14 protein-coding genes and 1 riboswitch are annotated in these 16,035 nt (G+C 60.6%); of the genes, 7 read left to right on the top strand and 7 right to left on the bottom strand.

Annotation, left to right across the window (positions count from 1 at the left end):
* The first annotated feature begins 67 nt into the window (after positions 1 to 67).
* Complete coding sequence (locus AB5Y83_RS06665; RefSeq protein ID WP_236341275.1) at positions 68 to 916, top strand: response regulator transcription factor; 849 nt, start codon at positions 68 to 70, stop codon at positions 914 to 916.
* Between the two features lie 12 nt (positions 917 to 928).
* On the opposite strand, the gene AB5Y83_RS06660 is transcribed toward AB5Y83_RS06665, so the two are convergent.
* Both AB5Y83_RS06660 and AB5Y83_RS06655 read right to left on the bottom strand, forming a co-directional pair.
* Positions 929 to 1,705, bottom strand: a complete 777-nt coding sequence (locus AB5Y83_RS06660) for a substrate-binding periplasmic protein (protein ID WP_368174878.1) — start codon at positions 1,703 to 1,705, stop codon at positions 929 to 931.
* A 109-nt stretch (positions 1,706 to 1,814) separates the two neighbouring features.
* The gene (locus AB5Y83_RS06655; RefSeq protein WP_368174877.1) at positions 1,815 to 3,131 is read right to left on the bottom strand and encodes a hypothetical protein; all 1,317 of its coding nucleotides are present in this window, start codon (positions 3,129 to 3,131) and stop codon (positions 1,815 to 1,817) included.
* A 223-nt stretch (positions 3,132 to 3,354) separates the two neighbouring features.
* Between AB5Y83_RS06655 and AB5Y83_RS06650 the strand changes: the two genes are divergently transcribed.
* Positions 3,355 to 3,672, top strand: coding sequence for a YnjH family protein (locus AB5Y83_RS06650; protein WP_019444884.1), 318 nt, complete (start codon positions 3,355 to 3,357; stop codon positions 3,670 to 3,672).
* A gap of 322 nt (positions 3,673 to 3,994) precedes the next feature.
* Complete coding sequence (locus AB5Y83_RS06645) at positions 3,995 to 4,519, top strand: GrpB family protein (protein WP_026034868.1); 525 nt, start codon at positions 3,995 to 3,997, stop codon at positions 4,517 to 4,519.
* A gap of 75 nt (positions 4,520 to 4,594) precedes the next feature.
* On the opposite strand, the gene AB5Y83_RS06640 is transcribed toward AB5Y83_RS06645, so the two are convergent.
* Entirely contained in the window at positions 4,595 to 6,043 is a 1,449-nt protein-coding gene (locus tag AB5Y83_RS06640; RefSeq protein ID WP_019444882.1) for a catalase, read from the bottom strand.
* A gap of 161 nt (positions 6,044 to 6,204) precedes the next feature.
* On the opposite strand from AB5Y83_RS06640, the gene AB5Y83_RS06635 reads away from it, so the two are divergent.
* Both AB5Y83_RS06635 and AB5Y83_RS06630 read left to right on the top strand, forming a co-directional pair.
* A complete protein-coding gene (locus tag AB5Y83_RS06635) occupies positions 6,205 to 6,702 on the top strand; it encodes a GNAT family N-acetyltransferase (RefSeq protein ID WP_368174876.1) in 498 nt (165 codons plus the stop codon).
* 4 nt (positions 6,703 to 6,706) lie between these two features.
* The gene (locus AB5Y83_RS06630; RefSeq protein ID WP_368174875.1) at positions 6,707 to 7,567 is read left to right on the top strand and encodes a GyrI-like domain-containing protein; all 861 of its coding nucleotides are present in this window, start codon (positions 6,707 to 6,709) and stop codon (positions 7,565 to 7,567) included.
* A gap of 97 nt (positions 7,568 to 7,664) precedes the next feature.
* Here AB5Y83_RS06630 and AB5Y83_RS06625 read toward each other — a convergent pair whose 3' ends face one another.
* Positions 7,665 to 8,252: a superinfection exclusion B family protein gene (locus tag AB5Y83_RS06625; RefSeq protein ID WP_182969938.1), complete on the bottom strand. Its 588-nt coding sequence runs from the start codon at positions 8,250 to 8,252 to the stop codon at positions 7,665 to 7,667.
* Positions 8,253 to 8,424: 172 nt separating this feature from the next.
* Positions 8,425 to 8,531, top strand: a riboswitch (yybP-ykoY riboswitch).
* An 88-nt stretch (positions 8,532 to 8,619) separates the two neighbouring features.
* Between AB5Y83_RS06625 and AB5Y83_RS06620 the strand changes: the two genes are divergently transcribed.
* Positions 8,620 to 9,606 carry a sodium:calcium antiporter gene (locus tag AB5Y83_RS06620; RefSeq protein ID WP_368174874.1) on the top strand — a complete coding sequence of 329 codons (987 nt, stop codon included), beginning with the start codon at positions 8,620 to 8,622 and terminating at the stop codon, positions 9,604 to 9,606.
* Positions 9,607 to 9,673: 67 nt separating this feature from the next.
* Here AB5Y83_RS06620 and AB5Y83_RS06615 read toward each other — a convergent pair whose 3' ends face one another.
* The 3 genes from AB5Y83_RS06615 to pepA form a co-directional block, all read right to left on the bottom strand.
* Positions 9,674 to 12,526 carry a valine--tRNA ligase gene (locus tag AB5Y83_RS06615; RefSeq protein WP_368174873.1) on the bottom strand — a complete coding sequence of 951 codons (2,853 nt, stop codon included), beginning with the start codon at positions 12,524 to 12,526 and terminating at the stop codon, positions 9,674 to 9,676.
* Positions 12,527 to 12,591: 65 nt separating this feature from the next.
* Positions 12,592 to 13,047, bottom strand: a complete 456-nt coding sequence (locus AB5Y83_RS06610) for a DNA polymerase III subunit chi (protein ID WP_108573206.1) — start codon at positions 13,045 to 13,047, stop codon at positions 12,592 to 12,594.
* 174 nt (positions 13,048 to 13,221) lie between these two features.
* Positions 13,222 to 14,730, bottom strand: coding sequence for a leucyl aminopeptidase (pepA, locus tag AB5Y83_RS06605; protein WP_005336423.1), 1,509 nt, complete (start codon positions 14,728 to 14,730; stop codon positions 13,222 to 13,224).
* A gap of 172 nt (positions 14,731 to 14,902) precedes the next feature.
* On the opposite strand from pepA, the gene lptF reads away from it, so the two are divergent.
* Positions 14,903 to 16,015 carry an LPS export ABC transporter permease LptF gene (lptF, locus tag AB5Y83_RS06600; RefSeq protein WP_064335214.1) on the top strand — a complete coding sequence of 371 codons (1,113 nt, stop codon included), beginning with the start codon at positions 14,903 to 14,905 and terminating at the stop codon, positions 16,013 to 16,015.
* The last annotated feature ends 20 nt before the right edge of the window (positions 16,016 to 16,035 follow it).

Below are 16,035 nucleotides of genomic sequence, written 5' to 3'. Positions count from 1 at the left end.
TTGCCACTCTCGTGCTAGCATTCAGCCATAGCGGGGAATCGCTCCCCGCCACCGGAAACGTGCCACCATGACCCAGCCATTCACCACAGATGCCTTGACCCGCAGCATGACCGAGGTGGTCGATGCCCTGCACAGCAGCGCCTTTGCGGCGGCGCTGGTGCGGCTGATCCAGCAACAGGTGGCGTTTGATTGCGCCCTGCTGCTCGGGGTGGGGCAGCGCCCCGTCTACCTCTACGACAACCTCAATCATCAGCGGGCTCTGCTGTTTGACCGCTACCTCACCAGCCACTTCAGTCAGGATCCCTTTATGCAGGCGCTGGAACAAGGCTTGCCTGCCGGCGTCTGGACCCTGGCGCAGGTCTCCCAAGGGCGGCTCGATCCCGAATATCGCCACCACTTCTATCAGGCCACCGGCTGGCAGGAGGAGGTGGGGCTGATCCTGCCGGTGCGGGACGGACTGACGCTGATGCTGTTTCTCGGGCGACTCGACAAGCGCAGTACCCTCAGCCGTGACGAGCTGGTAAGGCTGGAGCAGCTGTTCCCGCTGGTACATTCGCTCTGTCGTCAGCAGTGGCGGCAGAGCCAGCCGCTGTTGGCCCAGAGCACTGCGCTGCCAGACAGCGCCAGCCTCAAGAGTGCGGTGGAGCAGGCGATGGCGAGTGTCGGGGGGGCTCTGCTCACCCGGCGCGAGCGGCAGGTGGCGGAGTTGCTGCTGCAGGGGCTGGATACGGAGGCGATTGCCGCGGAGCTCGGGATTGGCAGCGGCACGGTGAAGAATCACCGTAAGCATCTCTATGGCAAGTTGCGGCTCGGCTCGCGGGCCGAGCTGTTCAATCTCTTTCTGAACCACCTCATTACGGCGCCGGTGGAGGCATCCCCCGTTTCATCGATGGGAGATACGACGAGCCCGCCATAGGGCGGGCCGGGGTTACTCTAGGCGCGGGATGGGGGGATTGGTTTCGGGCAGGATACTGAGCAACTGGTAGCGCTTCACCAGCTGCTTGTATTCATCCCCCTGTCTGACCTTGTCCAGCGCCTGTTGCAGGCGGGCAACCTGTTGTTTGTCTGCCCTCAGGTTGAAGGCGAAGCAGTTGTCCTGCTCTTCAAGAATCGCGACGGTGACAAAATCCTCGCTGGGAAAACCCAGCTCTTTGGCCTGATGGCGCAACATCACCTCGTTGCCCGCCACCAGATCGGTGCGCGCCATGATGAGCTGGCGCACCACCTGCTCCATGCGCTCCACCGACATCATATTGCTCGGGCTGATCCCGCGGTTGAGCAGCAACTGCTCCCCGACATCCGCCTGCATCACACCGATTTGCAGCTTGGCGAGATCCGCTTTGCTGGCCACTTTGGGAGCATCCTGCTTGCGGCCGACCAGCGCGACCCTGGAGTGGCTGATGGGGCAGACCCAGAGGAAGTGGGGATCCCGCTCCTTGGTGTGCGCCGTGGTAAAGAGCACGGCCTCTTGCTGCTGGGTCAGCAGATACCAGCCGCGGGCCCAGGGCAGAAAGTGGATGGGTTGTTCCGGCTCCCCCATTTCACGCCACATCAGGCGCAGCAACTCGACTGCCAACCCCACAGGCTGACCCTTTTTATCCTGGCCATTGAGCGGCATGTTCTGCTCCGAATAGTAGATAAGTGCCGGAGCCGGGAGCGCGATAAACAGGGCGAGAGAAGCGAGAGCAGGGAGTAGACGACGCATGATGCACTCCTTGTGCGGGCAGTTACCTAACAGTCTATGTGGCCTTTTCCATAACGTCATGATCCGGTAGCGGGATAAAAAACAGGCCACCTTGCGGTGGCCTGTCGGTTTATTTGAGCAGGGCTTCCATCTCCGCCTCTGCCTTGGCGCGAGCCTTGGCTTCCGCCGCTCTGGCGGCATCGGCGACGCTCTCTCCGGTCGTATGAGAGGCTGCGCTGACGGCCTGTTTGGCCGGAGCGGCAACAGCCTTGGTGGCTTCTTGCGTCGCGGTTGCTGTGGCGCTGCTGAGGGCCTGTTTGGCCGGAGCGGCAACAGCCTTGGTTGCCTCTTGCGTCACGGTCGCAGCGGCACTACTGACAGCTTGTTTGGCTGGAGCGGCAACGGCCTTGGTAGCTTCCTGCGTCACGGTGGCAGCTGCGCTACTGACGGCTTGCTTGGCAGGAGCGGCTACGGCCTTAGTGGCTTCTTGGGTCGCGGTCGCAGCAGCGCTACTGACGACTTGCTTGGCTGGAGCGGCAACGGCCTTGGTCGCATCTTGCGTCACGGTGGCAGCAGTGCTGCTGACTGCTTGCTTGGCAGGAGCAGCAACGGCCTTGGTGGCTTCTTGGGTCGCGGCCGCAGCGGCGCTACTGACGGCCTGTTTGGCAGGAACGGCAACGGCCTTGGTGGCTTCTTGCGTCACCGTGGCAGCAGTGCTGCTGACTGCTTGCTTGGCAGGAGTGGCAACGGCCTTGGTGGCCTCTTGCGTCACTGTGGCAGCAGTGCTGCTTACCGCCAGTCCGGTGGCTTGCCTGGTGGCCTGCCCTTTGGCGTTGGCGGCTGCGCCGCTGATGGCCTGGCTGGCGCTGTTGGTCAGCGAGCCGGTGACGCCGCGAGTCACTGTGCCCAGCGCGCTGCCAAGGGAGAAGGGGGAGGCGCCACTCTGACTGGTTGCCGCGCCGGTCAAGGCATTGGTCGCCGGGGTGAGCTGGCTGGCGGGGGTCTGCCAGCCCTGCATAGCGGTTGGCCAGGTCGGTGCCGTGCCCGCCAGATTTTCGCCGAAGGTCAGGGTGGTGCCATCCCCTTTTTGCAGCAATACCGACATCTGGTTGGTTTGCGAGTTCCACACCATCCCCGCCTGCTTGGCGATATCCGGCACGGGCGCATACTCGGAGACCACATAGAAAAGCGGCCCCTCCTGCTGTAACTTGTCGGCAGTCTTGAGCAACTGCATGGTGCTGTCGTAGTTGGGGCCAAGGATGGCGGTCATCCGATCCTTGATCAGGGGTTGTTCGAACAGATTGACCTCGTTCGGGTCAAAGCCGACCAGCGGCTTGAGCAGGGCCCACATCAGCTGGCTGGTGGGGCTCATCATCAGCAATGGGGCAACGCAGGCGGACAACATCAGGCTCAGGCAGGCCGCCTGAAGCAACGGCATGATACGCATTGGGATAATATCCAAATAACGATTTGATAAATAAGGTTATATTTTGTCAGGACGTGACAAATTCACCGGAAGTTTGCGCGTGGCAGCGAGAGACTGCCCGCAGGCGCTGGCAGGCTACCATATTGGTTCCACAATGCCAGCAGGCAGTATGATTGTCAGTCAAGTAAACCACGGAGCTGGTCGACTCTTCGAGAGTGCCTCCCATCGCAACAGGATCCCCCTCATGAAAAATGTACTGCTCTGCCTGCTGGCCTCCCTCTGGCTTACCCCCGCTCTGGCTGCGTCCAAAACCACTGTGGTGGGCGAGTCTGCCAGTCCCGAGCTGCTGTTGCCGCTGGGCTCATTGCCCGAGCGGGTCTGCTGGTTTGCGGATCAGAAATATTCCGAAGGGGCCCGCATTCTGCAGGGAGATATCTGGCTGGAGTGCGGCCCGCAGAACGACCTCGAGAGCAATGGCCCGTTGGCCTGGCGCTCTCCTGCGGTGGTGTTGCCTGCCACCCGTGGTGCGAAAGATCAGAAGACGATTTCCGTGGGTCAGTGAGGCTTTTCTTGATCCAGCTAAAGACATGGACGTGATCCCTGTCGCATAATGCAGCTCCTTTCTTCTCTTGGCTGGAACCTAAGAAATGGCTCGTCGCTCTTCCAATGCACAACGTCGTCGCAGTAGCTGGTGGTACAAACGCTTGTTGGCAAGGGAGCGGGAAGAGCGCGAAGCGCGTTCCGTCCGGGATTGATACAGCATTGAAAAAACGGAGCCTCAGGCTCCGTTTTTGTTGCTGGTAATTTGCCGTCTGGTTATCTTGTCCACCCATCGCATACCTTGTTGCCCTATGCCATCGGCAACTATCCAGAGAGCTGAAACTGTGAGAGTCGACGTTGTCTCCTACAACCCCCAATGGCCAGCCAGCTTTGTAGCTGAAGAGGTTCAATTACGCAGTGCGCTGGATAACTGCTTGCTAGCTGTCCACCATATCGGCAGTACCTCTGTCGTCGGTTTGGCCGCCAAGCCCATCATCGACATCATGCTGGAGGTATCATCGCTGGAGCGGCTCGATGAGCAGAACGGTCAGCTGGAGGCGCTGGGCTATGAGGCGATGGGTGAGTGCGGGATTGCGCGCCGCCGCTATTTTCGCAAGGGGGGTGATGAGAGAACCCACCAGATCCACGCCTTCTTGCAAGGGGATGACCATGTGCATCGCCATCTGGCCTTTCGTGACTATCTAAGGACCCACCCTGCGGTATGTCGGGAATACGCCGAGTTAAAGCAGGCGGTAGCCGCGAGCTGTCAGCATGATATCGAGCGCTACTGTGCGGGCAAGAATGCCTTTGTCAAAGAGCACGAGGCGAACGCGTTGCGGTGGCAGGCCGTGCAGGAGCCTGCTTTCTGAGCTAGCTTGCTCGCAATAGAAAAAGGGGGCCATCAGGCCCCCGTTTTGTTTTTGCAGATGTTGCCTGCTTGTGGCTTAGCGCTGCAAGGCGGCCAGTGCCAGTTCGACCCGTTTGGCATACTCGGGGTCGGCCTGCTCGAAGTGTTTGAGCTGGGCCGCGACGATGGCGTCATCCTCCACATTGATAAGGGAGCGGGCCAGGTTGGCGGCGAGCCGCGAACGCTGTCCCTCGTCCATGATGCGGAACAGGTTGCCCGGCTGGCTGTAGTAGTCGCTGTCGTAGTCACGGAAGTCGTAGTGCAGGGCGGCCCCTTCCAGACTCAGCGCCGGTTCGTGCTGTTCGCTCGGCTGCTGGGTACCGAAACGGTTCGGCTGATAGTTGGGGCTGGCGCCGCCATTGCTGTCTGCCCGCATTGCACCGTCACGATGGGCACCGTGATGGAACGGGCAGCGCGGGGCGTTGACCGGCAGCAGACCGTGGTTGACGCCGAGGCGATAGCGCTGGGTGTCTCCGTAGGAGAAGAGCCGCCCTTGCAACATGCGATCCGGCGAGAAGCCGATACCGGGCACCACGTTGGCCGGGGTAAAGGCGGCCTGCTCCACATGGGCGAAGTAGTTGTCCGGGTTCTGGTTGAGCTCCAGCACGCCCACTGGGATCAGCGGGTAGTCGCTGTGCGGCCACACCTTGGTGAGGTCGAACGGGTGGATGTTGTAAGTCTGGGCGTCGGCCTCCGGCATCACCTGCACATAGACCTTCCAGCGCGGGAAGTTGCCCCGCTCGATGGCATTGAACAGATCCGCCTGACTGGTCTCCCGATCCTGCCCGACGGCGGTGGCGGCCTCTTCATCGGTGTAGAAGCTGTGGCCCTGCTCGGTCTTGAAGTGGAACTTGACCCAGAAGCGCTCGTTGGCATCGTTGATAAAGCTGAAGGTGTGGCTGCCGTAGCCGTTCATCTCCCGCAGGCTCTTGGGGATGCCGCGATCGCTGAACAGTATGGTGACCTGATGCAGGGATTCCGGATGGCGTGACCAGAAGTCCCAGGCGGCAGTGGCGCTGCGCAGGTTGGTGCGCGGATCCCGCTTCTGGGTGTGGATGAAGTCAGGGAATTTCAGCGGATCGCGGATGAAAAAGACCGGGGTGTTGTTGCCCACCAGATCCCAGTTGCCCTGCTCGGTATAGAACTTGAGGGCGAAGCCGCGCACATCGCGTTCGGCATCGGCGGCGCCCTTCTCACCGGCCACGGTGGAGAAGCGCAGGAATACAGGCGTCTGCTTGCCGATGGCGCTGAACAGATCGGCCTTGCTGAACTGGCTGATGTCGTGGGTCACGGTAAAGGTGCCGTAGGCGCCCGAGCCCTTAGCGTGAACCACCCGCTCGGGAATGCGCTCGCGGTCGAAGTGGGCGAGTTTCTCCATCAACCAGATATCTTGCATCAGGATGGGGCCGCGCGGACCGGCGGTGAGGCTGTTGTTGTTGTCGACGACGGGGGCGCCGTTGGCGCTGTGCAGGGTCTTGTCAGTCATGGCTTCTCTCCTTGTTGATATGGGGTCAGCCTACGGATCTGCGCCGTGCTCGGCCAATGGGCCTTTCCTCGCCCTTTGATAGGCAAGACAAATGGGTGCAGGTGGGGGATGTGTAACCGCGCCGGATATTGCATGATGGTGGCTTCGAGAAGGAGCCTCATATGCAGATTACTATCCGTCATGCCGAACCCGCTGATGCCCCCGCCTTGCGGGATCTCTATGCCATGCCCAATGCCCAGGCGGGCACTTTGCACTTGCCTATGCCTCCCCTTAGCCAGTGGCAGAAACGGTTGGAGAGCGACAGCGTGGTGGCACTGGTCGCCGACGTTGACGGCCTGCTGGTAGGCCAGCTCTCGCTGCTGGTTGAGTCCAATCCGAGACGCAAGCATGTGGCCTGTATCGGTATGGGGGTACGGGATGACTGGGCAGGCAAAGGGGTGGGCTCTGCCCTGATGGCCGCGGCGCTGGATCTGGCCGATAACTGGCTCAACCTGCACCGGATTGAGCTGACCGTCTATACCGACAATGAGGCCGCACAGGCGCTCTATCGCAAGTTCGGTTTTACCGAGGAGGGGCGAGCCCGTGACTATGCCTTCCGCCAGGGGCGCTATGTGGATGCACTCTATATGGCTAGAGTCTCGGGGGGCGCCAGTCGCTAACGGTATGGTCGACTATCATGCCAGATTGCGCCCGGTGATCCGGGCGCTGGAGCAGAATCCCGATCTCTCCATTGAAACGCTGGCAAGCAGTGCCTGCTTGTCTTTCTACCATTTTCACCGGGTGTTTACGGCTGTGGCGGGGGAGACGCCCGGGGAGATGTGTCGTCGTCTGCGCATCCAGCGGGCTGCTTGGCAGCTCTGCTATTCCGATGCCAGTGTCACGGCCATTGCGTTGGGGGCGGGGCTCGCCAGCTCCCAGGCGTTTGCCAAGGTATTTCGCCGTTACTATGGTTGCACGCCGGGAGAGTTTCGCCGCGACAAGAGCAAGAATAGACACTTGATGAGCAAGGATGGACACGCACTTGTACTGCCTAATCCTTATGCTGAGGGTCACTCATCAGCAAGGAGTAATACCATGAAAACCATCGAGATGGACGCCCGCACTCTGGCTTATATACGTGTCACCGGCCCCTATGGCGAGGGGTATGGTCCCGTTTGTAGTCAGCTGCATCAGTGGGCCAGCGCCCGCGGTCTGGAAGGTGGGGAGTGGAACTTCATCTATCACGATAACCCCGAGGTGACTCCGCCAGCCCAGTGTCGCACTGACATCGGGGTGACGGTGCCTGCGGGGACGGTGGGGATGGGTGCGGTCGAGATCCAGATTATTCCCGCCGGTCGTTACGCCCAGTCCCGTTATCTTATTACCGACCGCAGTCAGTATGGCCCTCGTTGGCAGGAGCATATCGGCGACATCGTTGCTGCCGGGCTGGAGTTTGGCAATGGTCCCTGCTTCGAGCTTTATCACAGCATGAGCGATGATCCTGTGCAGGACGATGTCAGCTTTTGCTCCAGCCTCAAGGGGTAGGACGCAGCAAGACGGAAGGGATGGTACAGAACGTCGCGCAGAAACGAGAGAGCCGGACAGTGTCCGGCTCTTTTGCATCTGGCGGATAGGGCGGCGGTTAGCGCTGGAACCCCTTCTGGGCGAACTTGGGACGGGCGTTCATGATCTGTTCCACCTGCTCGTCGCTCATCTTGCCGCGCGACAGCCCCAGCACCTTGTAGGTGAGCAGCGGTCGGGCGGGCAGGGCGATCATCAGGGCGCGGATCTGGTTCTCGTCATCCTTCTCCCGGGTCGGCTTGCCGTAGGCGTAGGTGAGGACGCCAGCATCCATCAGGTTTTTGACGGCGGGCTCGGTGATCGGCAAGTTTATGACGCTTTTACGCTGCAGCACGAACTCGCGCAGCACCGCCTTCTCGTTGAAGTCGAGGAAGCCGATCATCTGGGCCAGCTGGTCCTGCTGACGGCGCGCCTGCCACTCTTCGCATGCCCACTCCCAGGCGATCAGGAAGCCCTGACTGCAGAAGTAGGAGATGGCGATCAGCATGCCGACCCCCAGCCAGGCCGCATGATCCGCAGCCCACTGGCTGACGGCCCCTTTTATCAGCCCGGCCGGAAACAGCAGAATGATGCTGCAGCAGAGCAACAACCAGACCATCAGCCAATTGAGGCGGTTCAGTTGATAGAAATGTTGGATCCACCGTTTCATTGTTCATCCTTCCCAAACTGTTGTGGATAGTGAACTACCTACAGCAATCGGTGTGCCAACAGCGCAATAGCGGTGGGGAGGAGGGACTGGCGAGGTTACATTCCCTTACAACTTATTGAATGAGTTGTCATTAATTTGCCTTGTGAGGCGGTGGTCGAGTTGCTAAAACGTCTCCTCAGTCATTGGGGAGTAGCAACCCGCCCGCATTCCGGGCCGGGCCCATGTCAACACTCTTGGATCCTCGCATCCATGGCATGGGCGGCGATAGGCACTATCGCTCTGCAAGACCTTTGGCCTCGATATGCACGCCAGCCGGGCGAGCCATGTCGGGTCCATCGGTTATTCTGCTCGCCTGGCGGTATCTATTATGTTGATTACCCTGCTGTTATTTCTCGTCTCTGCGGTCACCATCTACCTTGCCTGCGAATACTTCGTCAACGGCATCGAGTGGACCGGCCACCACTTCAAACTCTCCCAAAGCGCCACCGGTTCGCTGCTGGCGGCACTGGGTACGGCGCTACCCGAGTGTATCGTGACCCTGACCGCTCTGCTGATGGGCAACACAACCGCCCAGCAGGAGATCGGCATTGGCGCCGCCCTTGGCGGGCCGCTGGTGTTGGCGACCATCGGCTATGCGGCAGTCGGCCTCACCCTGCTGCTTTGCATGGGGCGTACCGAACGGGCCATCGATGGCGAGGTGCAGCGCGAGATTGGCCGGGATCAGCGCTGGTTTATCGGCATCTTTCTGGTGGCGACCGCGCTGGGGCTGGTCGCCTTCACCGGCAAGAGCTGGCTGGCCCCGCTCTTCCTGCTGGTCTACCTCGTCTATGTAAGGCGCGAGCTGAAACAGAGTGACAGCCACGAGGTCGAATTGCCGGAGCCCCTCAAATTGGCACCCGATGCCGGGATCCCGCCCCTTGGCAAGGTGTTGCTGCAGACGTTGGCTGCGCTGGTGGTGGTAGCGCTGGCGGCCCAGCTGTTTGTCCATCAGCTGGAGAGCATGGGCGAGCTGTTTGGCCTCTCGCCGGTGCTGGCGGCCCTGCTGCTGAGTCCGGTGGCGACCGAGATGCCGGAGCTGATGAACGTGCTGATCTGGGTGCGGCAGGGCAAGAACCGGCTGGCGCTGGCCAATATCTCCGGGGCCATGATGATCCAGGGCACTATCCCCAAGGCGTTTTGTCTGCTCTTTACCCCCTGGCTGCTGGATGGCGCCATGATGGCCTCCTCGCTGGTGACGCTGTTGGCGGTGGGGTTGCTCTGGTGGTGGTTCAGAAAGGGAGCCATGACCGCCGGGCGGTTGGCGCTGGTCGGTCTGCTCTATCTCGGTTTCTGCGGCTGGCTGCTGGTGAGCTGAAGCGGGATGCGTGGATATGAAAAAGCCCCCTTGGCAGGGGGCTTTGTTGTATCGGTTGGGGCGGTGCTTACAGCGCGGCGATCTCGGCCTGCTGGGCTTCCAGCTTGGTCAGCTGGAGACGGTAATCTTCCAGCTTCTCGCGCTCTTTGGCGATGACAGCTTCCGGCGCCTTGGCGACGAAGGCTTCGTTGCCAAGTTTGCCTTCGATACGGCCGCACTCGCCCACCAGACGGGCAACCTCTTTGGCCAGACGGGCCAGTTCGGCATCCTTGTCGATGAGACCAGCCATCGGGATCATCAGTTCGGTAGCACCGATCAATTTTTTGACCGACAGCGGGGCGGTTTCACCGGCCGCCAGTACGCGGATGGATTCCAGACGGGCCAGCGACTTGAGGAAGGCCTCGTTGTCAGCGGCGCGCTGGGCATCCTTGGCATCGCACTGGAGCAGCACGTTGAGGGGCACGCTCGGGGCCACGTTCATCTCGGCGCGGATGTTGCGGATGCTGACGATGAACTCCTTCACCCACTCCTGATCCGCCATCGCGGCTTCGTCCACCTTGGCGGCGTCGAACTCCGGGAAAGCCTGAATCATGATGGTGTCGGCGTGTACGCCAGCCAGCGGGGCGACCGATTTCCAGATGGTCTCGGTGATGAACGGGATGATCGGGTGGGCCAAGCGCAGCAGGGTCTCGAGGACGCTGACGAGGGTGTGGCGGGCAGCGCGCTGCTCGGCCTCAGAGCCCTTGGTCAGTACCGGCTTGGTCAGCTCCAGATACCAGTCACAGAACTGGTTCCAGATAAATTCGTACAGCACGCCAGCCGCGATGTCGAAGCGGTAGGTATCGAGGGCGGTACGGAAGTCACGGATGGCCACTTGCAGCTGGGACTGGATCCAGCGATCCGCCAGGCTGAACTGCATCTCGCCGCCGTTGAAGCCGCAATCCTGATCTTCGGTGTTCATCAGCACATAGCGGGAGGCGTTCCACAACTTGTTGCAGAAGTTGTTGTAGCCATCCAGGCGCTTCATGTCCCAGTTGATGTCACGACCGGTAGAGGCCAGCGCCGCCAGAGTGAAGCGCAGGGCGTCGGTGCCGTGGGCATCGATCCCTTCCGGGAACTGCTTGGCGGTACGCTTGGCGATCTTCTCGGCCATCTGCGGTTGCATCATGTTGCCGGTGCGCTTCTCCAGCAGATCTTCCAGCGAGATGCCGTCGATCATGTCGAGCGGGTCCAGCACGTTGCCCTTGGATTTGGACATCTTCTGGCCCTCTTCGTCACGGATCAGACCTGTGATGTAGACGGTCTTGAACGGGACTTGCGGCTGGCCGTTTTCGTCCTTGATGAAGTGCATGGTCATCATGATCATCCGGGCGATCCAGAAGAAGATGATGTCGAAGCCGCTCATCAGCACGTCGGTCGGGTGGAAGGTCTTGAGTGCCTCGGTGTTGTTCGGCCAGCCCAGGGTGGAGAAGGTCCACAGAGCGGAGCTGAACCAGGTGTCGAGCACGTCTTCGTCCTGACGCAGTACGGTTACGGCCGGGATGCTGTGCTTGGCGCGCACTTCATCTTCGCTGCGGCCAACGTAGACGTTGCCGGCATCGTCATACCATGCCGGGATGCGGTGACCCCACCACAGCTGACGGGAGACGCACCAGTCCTGAATGTCGCGCATCCAGGAGAAGTACATGTTTTCGTACTGCTTTGGCACGAACTGGATGCGGCCATCTTCCACCGCCTCGATGGCGGTCTTGGCCATCGGTGCCACGCGTACGTACCACTGGTCGGTCAGCATCGGCTCGATGGGCACGCCACCGCGATCGCCGTACGGCTGTTGCAGCACGTGATCCTTGATCTCGTCCAGCAGACCCAGCTCTTCGAGCTTGGCCAGAATCGCTTTACGGGCGGCGAAGCGCTCCAGGCCGGCGAACTCGGCCGGCAGGGCTGCGTCATAGGCGGTACTCGGGTTGCCGTTGGTATCGACCACTTCGGCCTCGGCACGCACGTGGGCATCCAGAGTGAAGATGTTGATCATCGGCAGGCTGTGGCGCTTGCCCACTTCGTTATCGTTGAAGTCGTGGGCCGGGGTGATCTTCACGCAACCGGTGCCCTTCTCCATGTCGGCGTGTTCGTCGGCAACGATGGGGATCAGACGGTTCACCAGCGGCAGCAGGATGTGCTGGCCGATCAGCGCCTTGTAGCGCGGGTCTTCCGGGTTCACTGCCACGGCGGTATCGCCCAGCATGGTCTCCGGACGGGTGGTGGCGACGATCAGGTAATCCTTGCCTTCGGCGGTTTTGGCGCCGTTGGCCAGCGGGTAGCGCAGGTGCCACATGTGGCCCTTGATTTCGCGGTTCTCCACTTCCAGATCGGAGATGGCGGTGTTGAGTTTCGGATCCCAGTTCACCAGACGCTTGCCGCGGTACATCAGGCCATCTTCGTAAAGACGAACAAATACTTCCTGCACGGCGGCGGAGAGACCCTCATCCATGGTAAAGCGCTCGCGCTCCCAATCCACGGAGTCGCCCAGACGGCGCATCTGGCGGGTGATGGTGCCACCGGACTCTTCCTTCCACTGCCAAATCTTGTCGATGAAGGCATCACGGCCGTAATCGTGGCGAGTTTTGCCCTCTTCTGCAGCGATCTTGCGTTCAACCACCATCTGGGTGGCGATACCGGCGTGGTCGGTACCTGCCTGCCACAGGGTGTTCTTGCCCTGCATGCGGTTGTAGCGGATCAGGGTATCCATCAGGGTTTGCTGGAAGGCGTGACCCATGTGCAGGCTGCCGGTGACGTTCGGCGGCGGGATCATGATGCAGAAGGAGTCTTTGCTGGTGTCGCCGTGGGGCTTGAAGTAACCCTGGGCTTCCCAGTGCTGGTAGAGCGCCTGTTCGATGGCGTTGTGATTAAAAGTCTTTTCCATGGTCTCGCCGTAATCTGGATGGATGGATTCTGGTGTTGATTCGTCGTGGATCACAGGCGGCGCAGTCAGGGCTGCGCCGGATCCGGTGCGGCAAGGACGGGCTGATCCCTCATCTCGAGGGCATGGCCTGCCTGGCGATAGTGCTTGTAGCGCTCGCGGGCTTGCTGCTTTTGTGTTTCGTCAGTGGGGACAAAATCTACCACTTGAGCGAAGTGTCCTGCAAACAAAGGTGTCTGTTTGGCCAGATTGATGAGGCGGGCGTAGCGCCGGCGTGGCGGCTGGTGGCCGATCTCCACCGGTGCCTGACCGCTTTCGCCCTGCAGCTGGTGCGGTACGAAGCGCTCCGGCGGCAGTTGCCACAGCAGCTCGTCGAGGCGCAGAGCCTGAGCCTCATCGTCGCAGAACAGGTAGATATGGCCCGCGCCCCACGACTCGGCCGCAAGAGTGCAGGCCAGTCGCTCGACCGCAGAGGCCTGCGCGTCATCCTGTTCGCTCATCAGGTAAAAGGTCACTTGGCTCATCAGGTTGATCCCGTTTTGCGGTGACGGACTGTTGACCGCCTCATGAGGCTGACGGGGCGTTTCCCGTCCGCAGCTCACTGATTCAAGAATGAAACAAGGAAGAGGCGGGCCTCTTCCTTGTGGTACTGGGTAACTCCCGGGCTTCCGATACATTCATCGAAAGGGGCAGGGAAGTTACTCCTTCTCTTCGATATCCACGCCAGCCCGGTTCAGCAGGAACTGGGTCAGCAGGGGCACCGGACGACCGGTGGAGCCTTTATCCTTGCCACTCTTCCAGGCGGTCCCGGCGATATCCAGGTGGGCCCAGTTGTACTTCTTGGTGAAGCGTGACAGGAAGGCGGCTGCGGTGATGGTCCCGGCCGGACGACCGCCGATGTTGGCCATGTCGGCGAACGGGCTGTCGATCTGCTCCTGATACTCGTCAAACAGCGGCAGACGCCAGGCGCGATCACCCGCCTGCTCGGAGGCGTTGAGCAGCTCGTGGGCCAGCGGGTTGTGGTTGGCCAGCAGACCCGAGGTGTGGTGGCCCAGCGCGATGACGCAGGCACCGGTCAGGGTCGCCACGTCGATCACGGTTTCCGGATCGAAGCGGTCCACATAGGTCAGCGCATCACACAGCACCAGACGACCTTCCGCATCGGTGTTGAGCACTTCGATGGTCTGGCCGGACATGGAGGTGAGGATGTCACCCGGGCGATAGGCGTTGCCACCCGGCATGTTCTCGCAGCCTGCCAGCACGCCGATGACGTTGATCGGCAGTTGCAGCTGGGCCAGCGCATGCATGGTACCGAGCACGGAGGCGGCGCCACCCATGTCGTACTTCATCTCGTCCATGCCGTCGGCCGGCTTGATGGAGATGCCGCCGGAGTCGAAGGTCAGACCCTTGCCGACCAGCACGATGGGCTTGGCATCCGGATGACCCTTGTATTCGATGATGGCCATCATGGCTTCGTTGTCGGAGCCGCGAGCCACGGCCAGATAGGAGTTCATGCCGAGTTCGGCCATCTCCTGCTCGCCCACCACCTTGGTGGTGATGTTGTCGTAGGCATCGGCCAGACGACGGGCCTGGGAGGCCAGATAGGCCGGGTTGCAGACGTTGGGCGGCATGTTCGCCACGTCGCGGCAGACCCGCACACCCTTGGCCACGGCCAGACCGTGAGCGATGGCTTTTTCACCAATGGTCAGTTCCCGACGCGTCGGCACGTTGAATACCAGCTTGCGCAGCGGGCGACGTGGCTCGGCCTTGTTGGTCTTGAACTGATCAAAGCTGTAGAGGCCCGCCTTGGTGGTTTCTACCGCCTGGCGCACCTTCCAATAGGTATCCCGACCCTTGACGTGCAGCTCGGTGAGGAAGCAGACCGCTTCCATGGAGCCGGTTTCGTTCAGGGTGGTGATGGTCTTGTTGATGATCTGCTTGTACTGGCGTTCGTCGAGTTCCCGCTCCTTGCCGCATCCGACCAGCAGTACGCGCTCGCTGAGCACGCCCGGTACTTGATGCAGCAGCAGCATCTGGCCTGGTTTCCCTTCCAGGTCGCCACGGCGCAGCAGCGAACTGATATAGCCATCGCTGATCTTGTCCAGTTGTTCGGCAACCGGAGAGAGGCGACGAGGCTCAAATACGCCGACTACGACGCAGGCGCTCCGTTGCTTCTCTGGACTGCCACTCTTTACACTGAACTCCATGGAATCTCCTACATCCTAAAGACAAAAGGCACCTTTTATTGAATAATGCGGTGCTTGTTGGGGTATCAGAGGCGGAGCGAACAGCCACAGGCTCCGCAGTTCAAACTGGTAAAAATCCAATATACGGCCCTATTTTTCAGGCATTCGACTAAAAACACAAGTTTACTTGGGAATGACTGTGATCGTTTTCCGATATTTGTTCAGGGAAACCCTGAAAACCCAGCTGGCAGTGTTATTCGTATTGCTGCTTATCTTTGTCAGCCAACAATTTATCAAGATCATCGGTGACGCCGCCGATGGCGAGGTGCCGACACGTCTGGTCTCCACCCTGCTGCTACTCAACTTGCCCAATATGGCGTTGTTGATGCTGCCTATCAGTCTCTTTTTAGCCATTTTGTTTGCCCATGGTCGCCTTTACGCCGAAAGCGAGATGACGGTGATGCATGCGGTCGGCTTCAGCCACCGTTTCGTGATGCGCAGCGCCATGTTGCTGGCCTTGCTGACGGCGGTGGTTGCGGCGTTCAACACCGGCTGGATCGCCCCGCAGGCCAAGGAGCGCGAGTCGCAGGTGATCGACCAGTTCAAAGCCGATCCGGGTATCTCCTTCCTGCAGCCTGGCCGCTTTATGGAGCTCGACAAGGGGCGTCTGGTTGCCTATATCCAGGATTTGAACGACAACGGCTCAAAACTGCAAAAGATCTTCGTGCTGCAGCGGGCGGAGGGGAATAGTCCTCCCTCGGTGGTGGTGGCGACCGAAGGGGTGGTGACGGTCGATGAGAACGGTCTGCAGTGGCTGACCCTGATGGATGGCTCCCGCTACGAGGGGAACTTCTCCGGCAAGCAGTTCCAGATCTCCGATTTTCGCGAATATGGTCTGGTGATCCGCCAGCAAGAGATGGAGCGTTCCAACCGCAAGGCGGCGGCCAAGCCGACCATGGAACTGTTCGGTACCCAGGACAACGCCATGATGGCGGAATTGCAGTGGCGTATCTCGCTGCCCCTCTCCATTCCGGTGCTGACCCTGCTGGTGGTACCGCTGGCGCGGGTCAACCCCCGTCAGGGGCGCTACGCCAAGCTGTTGCCGGCCATCATGCTCTATCTCTCCTACTTCCTGCTGCTCAGCGCCGCCCGTTCGGCCATCGACAGCGGTCGGCTGCCCTATTGGCCGGGGATGTTCCTGGTGCCGCTCGGTTACCTGCTGTTTATCGGCCTGCCCCTCAATCTGCAGGGCACCAGCTGGTGGAACGGGGTGAAAGGGCGCTATTTCAACAGAAAATCAGCATGATGCTGCAACATAGGAACTTC

It is taken from the genome of Aeromonas sp. R5-4, assembly GCF_040908215.1.
Classification (GTDB): Bacteria; Pseudomonadota; Gammaproteobacteria; order Enterobacterales; family Aeromonadaceae; genus Aeromonas; species Aeromonas veronii.
Note: the sequence above shows the minus strand (reverse complement) of the source record. Positions and strands in the feature narration are given on the sequence as shown.